Source organism: Streptomyces sp. NPDC001348 (genome assembly GCF_053597535.1).
Map to the genome: position 1 here is coordinate 23,109 of NZ_JBSFIK010000071.1, position 5,699 is coordinate 28,807.

The following is a 5,699-nucleotide window of genomic DNA, read 5'->3' on the forward strand; positions in this document are numbered from 1 at the left end:
GCGGTGCATGAGTGCGGCGAGCAGGAGGGGGTGCTGGATCAGGGGTTCGTTGCGCTCCTCGCGGCGGTGCATGAGCGCGGCGAGGAGAAGCGGGTGCTCGATGACCGACTCCTCGCCGCGCTCCTCACGACGGGCCAGCAGGGTTGCCAGCAGGAGCGGGCCGAAAGCGGATTCCTCACCGAACTCTTCCTGGCCTGCTCCCGCCTTTTCCCGAGTGGGAGTCTCCGTCGTTGCCGTCATGGTTCCCTCTTTCTTTGACGCATGACTCGGCGGAGTGCTCGGCTGTCGCAAGCTCCGCGCTCCGCCCTTCGTCGTTATCCTCGGGGGGCGCGAGGACGGCCGCACTTCGATCATGACCCGCTTGGAGGTCGCTTTTCCGCATTGACGCAATGCCGTTTGGTCGAATCACTGAGATCCGCGCACGTGTCTGCGGGATTTCAGGATGCGCCGAATGAGGGAACGGAGCCCCGTCGACGGCCTCAGTGGCCGAGGTCCGGGTACCGGTCGCCGCGGCCCCGCGGGGTCAGGTCGAGGAGGTGCCAGACGGGGGCCGGGAGGTCGATGCCGCGCTGGTCGACGTCACCGGACATACGAGGGTGGGCGGAGTAGAAGTGGCGGATCCCGCCCTCGCCGTCACGGGTGAAGACGGAGACCGTCGAGTCCTGCGCGCCGTCCTCGTCCTCGCTGCCCAGGTCGTACTTGAACGTACTGTCCCCGCAGCTCAGCAGACGCAGCCGGTCCCAGCCGCGGTCGCGGGCGTGCCGCCGCCTCCTGGCTGGCCCACACCGAAATCACTGCCGGAAGTGGGCAGTCTCCGCCCGGCCGTCGCTGGAGCCCACCAACCCGCTCGGCGTCTACCAGACCGAACGGCTGAGCCCTATGGTCAGGTCCGCTGGTCGGCTGTCGTCGCTCAGCAGGACCAGAGTCTCCAGCGGGCGAAATCCAGGCGCGCCCGTTCGCGCTGCCCTCCGAGGCCCAGGTCCCGAGCTACGGGCGGAGATCCGAAGTTCCGGACGACCCGCTCACGCAGCTCGGACCGCTGCAACTCGGTTCAACTCAATGCTGAGTGGCGTTGACCAGGGAGACTTCGGCTCCCGCCTGGCGTGTGCCCCAACCCGTGTTGGAGCAAGTGACCGCTCCGTACCAGCGCATTGCGCGCAGTGCAGTCCAGGCGAACACAACGGCGCAGGGCATCAGGAGCCAGGTCACGGCTCGTGAACGGAGGCGTTCATCGGAACGGATGATGCTCAGGTAGCGCAGCCCCTGGGCCCAGCCGATAAGAAAAGGCAGCAGGAGGAATGAAGCGTCGGGTGTGTGGTGATATCTGACAGGTTCCACGAGCAGTAGCCATGCCAGCACGGTGGTGGACAGGATGACCTGGAACCAGCGCATGAAGTGAATCCAGTAGGCGATGCTGCTCAGAGGCAGGTAGCGCATGCGCCACAGGGAGCGAATGGTTGATCCCCGCATCCAGCGCAGGTACATCCGGCACAGGTGGCCGAATTTTTCTGGCATTGCGGAGAAGACGACGGCGGTGGACTGTTGAACGGTTTTGCCGCGCAACAGGGCGTAAAGGGTAAGCAGGCTGTCGTCGGAGAGCGTGACGGGGCGGCCGCGGAAGGTTTCACCGAGGTAGGCGTCGAGGTTGTCGCGGATGACCGGTGCCCGGTAAGCCGCGAGCGGGCCGGAGTTGACCAAGACGGCGCCGACGGTGGACAGGGCAGAGCGGTCGATGAGCTGCCCGGTCAGCAACCACAGATCGGTGATGCGAGTGAGGAGGTTGACCCGGTGATTTGTGGCCAGGACGATACCGGCAACGGACTGTACTGCCGGTTTTCCGAAGGGAATCAGGACTTCTTCGACGGCATTGGGAGCCAGACAACTGTCGCTGTCGAGGGTGATGTAGATGTCGGCCTCGGGGCTGGCGATGACGCCGTGCCCCTGGGCGTGCCGTTTGCCGCCGTTGGGAACCCGTTTCCACGAGGTACGTATGCCGACGTTGCCCGCCGCTTCGAGCCACCACTGTTTGACGGCCGCGTAGTCGGTGTTGGTGGAGCCGTCGTCGACGACGTGGACGCTGTTGGGCAGACGCGTCTGGTTCAGCAGGGATTGCAGACCCATACGCAGGTAGCCTTCGTCTTCGTTGTAGACGGGGACGAGTACAGCGACATGCAGCTCTGAGAGCTGACAGCGGATAAGATCGGTTGCCTTGAACGGCCGGTCGAAGTGGTACATCACCGTTTGTGTCATCAGCAGCACGAAGGTGACGGCCCATACCGCGCCGAGTCGACCACGAGCGGCGTCGCCGTAGTGCGTGGCGGCGATGGCATGCTGAGCTGCCCAGGCCGCAGCGGCGGTCAGAACGACGGCTCCGGCCAGCACGGCGCCGGAGTGATGCGGGCGCGCGGTGAGCCCGCGGGGTGCGCTCACGACTGTCCGGCAGAGCGGTGGGGGCGGAAGCCGACGCGGACCAGTACAGCACCAAGGCAGACGATGCTGGCGGCGATACCCAAGAGCCACCAACCGGTGATGATGGTCCCACCGACAACGATGGCTCCGGCGGCTGAGCCGGTACGGGCAAGCTGCGAGTTCTCAGACATGAAGTCCCTTTCCGAAAGAGTGGGGGTCGGGCTTGGCGAGGTGGGGGTCACAGGTGCTCGACGTGCGGTGCGGCAGCTACAGCGCGTCGTGTGTCCAGCACGTAGGCCGCATGTGCGCGGACGCTGTCGAAGTCGAACTCGGGGTGATCGGTGAGTACCAGTACGGCGTCGGCGGCCTTGAGTTCGGTCGTGGTCACATCTGTGAGGTGACGCATGCCGTTTGCGCTCGAGATGTGCGGGTCGACGACCGTGCAGGCAGCTCCCTTGCCAACCAGTAGGTCGACCACGTGGCGGGCGGGTGATTCACGCGTGTCGGCGGTGCCCGGTTTGTAGGCCAGGCCCATCACGAGGATGCGGGCGTCCCTGAGGCACTTGGAGCGCTTGTTGAGTGAGTCCTGAAGCCGGTCGACGACGTAGGAGGGCTGGCGTTCGTTGACTTCCTGGGCCAGTTCGACGAAGCGGAATGTCTCGCCCAAGTGCTGACGCACGTGGTGGGAGAGATAGACCGGGTCGATGGGCAGGCAGTGGCCGCCGACGCCCGGGCCCGGTGTGAAGCGCATGAACCCGAACGGCTTGGTTGCCGCGCAGTCGAGCGCATCGCCTACGTCGATGTTGAGTAGGTGCCCGAGCTTGGCGAGCTCGTTGACCAGAGCGATGTTGACATGGCGGAAGGTGTTCTCGAACACCTTTGCCAGCTCGGCCTCTTCAAGACCAGATGCCGGCACGGTGGTTTCCACGACGGAGTCGTAAAAGGCTTTCACCCTCTTCAGGCACGGTTCGGTGAGCCCAGAGACGATCTTGGGAGTGTTTTCCAGCTTCCAGGCCGTGTTGCCCGGGTCGATGCGCTCCGGGCTGAAGCCGACGTGGAAGTCGCGTCCGGCTTTGAGGCCGGAGCCCTTCTCGAGTAGGGGGATGAGCACGTCGCGAGTGGTGCCGGGGTGGGTGGTGGACTCCAGCACCACTGTGGCCCCCGGTTCAAGGCGCTCAGCCAGCACACACGCCGCGTCCCGCACACAACTCAAATCCGGGGCGCGGTCGGTCAGCGGGGTAGGCACGGTGATGACCGCGATGTCGAAACCCTTGAGGTCTTCCGGGTCGGAGGTGGGCGTGTAGGCGCCGGAGCTCAAGGTTTTTTGCAGGCGGTCGGAATCGATGTCTTCGATGTATGACCGCCCGGCGAGCAGCTGCTCGCAGCGATTGCGGTCAGGCTCGTAGCCGGTCACGGTATGTCCGGCCTCGGCGGCCCTCAGGGCCAGGGGCAGGCCGACATAGCCCTGCCCGAGCACGCAGATGTGCATGAACGTTTCCTCATCTTGAGCCGGGCCGTGGGCGTGCACGGCCTGGAAAACGGCACCCCTGAAATGTGACTGGCTGCTCCCGCGGCAGACGGTCACGGTGTCGGGTGTTGCAGGAAGCGGTACGGGAGCGGCAAGCCGGCCCTCTCCAGGGCACAGCGCGCGCTCACGCTGAGCTAGCTGTTTGTCACCGGCCTGTCCGGGCCCTGCCCGAAGGTGCGCGAAGTGCGCCCGCCGGTCTTCACGCCGAAGGCGGTGATGCCGAGTCCCCCCTGGGTCAGCTGATTTCCATACATTGGATCCCCCCTCTGGGTCCGTACGTCGAGCCTGGTGCGAAGGAACGATTCTTCGCCTCGGCGCTGACGCTCCTGAAGTGCGACCGTCTGTTCCTGAAGCAGGCGGACGCGTGGGCGCGTGGAGGCGAGAACTGCGCTACAGCACCGTGCCGCTGATTCCCCGTCGGGTTGCGGCTGCGGCCGGTTGACTCACCGCACCGTCAGGGAGCGGCGTGCGCCCGCTGCCTGAGCGCGCGTCAAGGACTGACTGATCTTCACAAACATTCCTCATGTGTGAACATCAAGAGTTCAATAAGAGTACGCCATGGGTAGATCTCTTTGCCGAAACGAAACCTGTGAATCTACTCTCAGTCAGGTCACGACCCTGCCGAGTGGGGTCGGGGGGTGAGGCAGGGCGCCCGGATGACCGTTTCGACCGTGTTGGCCTGTCTTCACAATTCGCTCGCGGGTCACCCGCAAAGGGTGAGGCCGGGGCCCGGCGGTGTTCCTACCTTGAGGGGTGTCGACTCTCCTCCGAGGAAAGGCGGACCCGAGATGGCCACCGCGTCTGACGCCCCCGTTCTCGACACGCTGACCGCCATGACGATCGACTCGCTCGAGCGGTGTCACATGGACGTGAGCACGCTCGTCCTGACCCGTGTCGCCGCGCTCGTCGCCATGGACGCGCCCGCGGTCTCCTATCTCGCCCACGCCGGCGCCGCGGCCGAGGCGGAACTCACGACCGAGCAGTTGCAGGATGTCCTCGTCGCCATCGCCCCCGTCGTGGGCACGGCCCGTGTCATGTCCGCCGCCAGTCACATGGCCGAGGCGTTCGGGCTCGCCATCGCGCTCGCCGAGTCCGAGGCCGAGACGATCGCCGAGGCGGAGGCGCAGCAGAGCAGGGGCAAGAGCTGAGGGGATCACCCGGGGGCACCCGGAAACACCAGCTGTTCCCCCCGCAGCCTCTGGCCGGGCCCGGCGGCGGCCAGAGGCCGGCTCCGTTCGGCTGCCGTTGCCGGCCTCAGACGGACGGGTTCAGGCTGACGGTCTCAGGCCGTCAGCGGCACCGGGTGCACTTCGTCCGCCCGGTGCCCCGCCCGTTCGTGGATGCGCTGGACCGCTTCCGCCGAGGGTGCCTCGGAGAGGCAGTAGACGGTGCCGGACTCCGGGTCCGCCCAGGCCTTCTCGAAGTGCACGTTCTCCTCGCCCTCGATGGCCAGGTCGGCCTGGTGCGCCTGCCTGAGCTGGTCGGCGGTGATGTCCTTCATTCCGTGGTGGACGTCCATGAACCGGGGCATGGCCTCACACCTCCTCGTGCTTTTCCGTTCCACCTTCCATGCTGCTCCCGTGCCTCCGTCGGGGCGACTCACGGTACGACGTCGAGGGCCCCGGCGATCAGAGATGATGCTGTTGGTTAATCCGGGGCCTGCTCATTTCGCCCCGTCGATCGTTTGATCGGCGGGGCGAAGTGCTGCGAAGTGGCTGGTGCGGGTGCGGGCCCGGGGTTGGCCGGTGAGGTGGGCGTCGAT

At 66.0% G+C, this 5,699-nt stretch carries 5 protein-coding genes and 1 pseudogene; 1 reads left to right on the forward strand and 5 read right to left on the reverse strand.

Annotated features, from left to right (window positions below):
• From ACWC21_RS40240 to ACWC21_RS40255, 4 genes and pseudogenes are all read right to left on the reverse strand, one after another.
• Window positions 1-240: hypothetical protein (locus tag ACWC21_RS40240; RefSeq protein ID WP_450889653.1), on the reverse strand; the 240-nt coding region annotated here is incomplete at its 3' end.
• Between the two features lie 239 nt (window positions 241-479).
• Window positions 480-749 (reverse strand): annotated as a pseudogene (locus ACWC21_RS40245) (DUF899 family protein); the annotation flags it as partial.
• 307 nt (window positions 750-1,056) lie between these two features.
• Window positions 1,057-2,430: a glycosyltransferase gene (locus ACWC21_RS40250; protein ID WP_450889654.1), complete on the reverse strand. Its 1,374-nt coding sequence runs from the start codon at window positions 2,428-2,430 to the stop codon at window positions 1,057-1,059.
• 217 nt (window positions 2,431-2,647) lie between these two features.
• Window positions 2,648-3,898, reverse strand: coding sequence for a nucleotide sugar dehydrogenase (locus ACWC21_RS40255; RefSeq protein ID WP_450889655.1), 1,251 nt, complete (start codon window positions 3,896-3,898; stop codon window positions 2,648-2,650).
• A gap of 827 nt (window positions 3,899-4,725) precedes the next feature.
• Between ACWC21_RS40255 and ACWC21_RS40260 the strand changes: the two genes are divergently transcribed.
• Window positions 4,726-5,085 carry a carboxymuconolactone decarboxylase gene (locus ACWC21_RS40260; RefSeq protein WP_450889657.1) on the forward strand — a complete coding sequence of 120 codons (360 nt, stop codon included), beginning with the start codon at window positions 4,726-4,728 and terminating at the stop codon, window positions 5,083-5,085.
• A 134-nt stretch (window positions 5,086-5,219) separates the two neighbouring features.
• On the opposite strand, the gene ACWC21_RS40265 is transcribed toward ACWC21_RS40260, so the two are convergent.
• Window positions 5,220-5,468 carry an SCO4226 family nickel-binding protein gene (locus tag ACWC21_RS40265; protein WP_450889659.1) on the reverse strand — a complete coding sequence of 83 codons (249 nt, stop codon included), beginning with the start codon at window positions 5,466-5,468 and terminating at the stop codon, window positions 5,220-5,222.
• Between the last annotated feature and the right edge of the window lie 231 nt (window positions 5,469-5,699).